We start from the raw sequence: 655 nt of genomic DNA on the forward strand, positions 1-655 counted from the left end.
GAGCACCCGTTCGAACCGTTCGATGGTGTCGCTGTCCCCGGCGACCACGGTGGAACGCGGCCCGTTCACCGCCGACACACTCACCGACGCCGCGTCCTCCAGCGTGGAGAGGTGGGCTCGGACCTCGGCTTCGGAGGCCACCACCGAGAGCATCGCGCCGTCGGCGTTGGAGGTGTGCTCGAACAACAACCTGCTACGGGTGGCCACGATCCGCGCACCGTCGTCCAACGACAAGGCACCGGCGACGCAGGCGGCGGCGATCTCGCCCTGCGAGTGGCCGACGACGCCCGCCGGTTCGATCCCGAACGACTCCCACACCGCCGCCAGCGACACCATCACCGCGAACAACACCGGCTGCACCACGTCGACCCGGTCCAGGTCGGGTGCGCCGTCGACCCCGCGCAGCACGTCGGTCAGCGACCAGTCCAGATACGGGTCGAGTGCTCGGGCGCAGTCGGCGATGCGGGACGCGAACACCGGCACGGTGTCCAGCAACTCCACCGCCATCCCCGCCCACTGCGCACCCTGACCCGGGAACACCATCCCCACCCGGCCCGCGCCGGTCACCCGGCCGACGACCACACCCTCACCCGGACGCCCCACACCGACCCGACCGTCCGCGACCGCGACCAACCCGGCCAACAACTCGTCCCGA

The 655-nt window shown here is 71.3% G+C and carries 1 protein-coding gene; it reads right to left on the reverse strand.

Annotated features, from left to right (window positions below; translation table 11 throughout):
• The coding region (locus OQ02_RS39210; protein WP_231500448.1) for an acyltransferase domain-containing protein at positions 1–642 on the reverse strand (642 nt) is incomplete at its 3' end.
• Positions 643–655: the final 13 nt, after the last annotated feature.

The organism is Saccharothrix sp. NRRL B-16314, from assembly GCF_000716595.1.
In the GTDB taxonomy this organism is placed as follows: Bacteria; Actinomycetota; Actinomycetes; order Mycobacteriales; family Pseudonocardiaceae; genus Actinosynnema.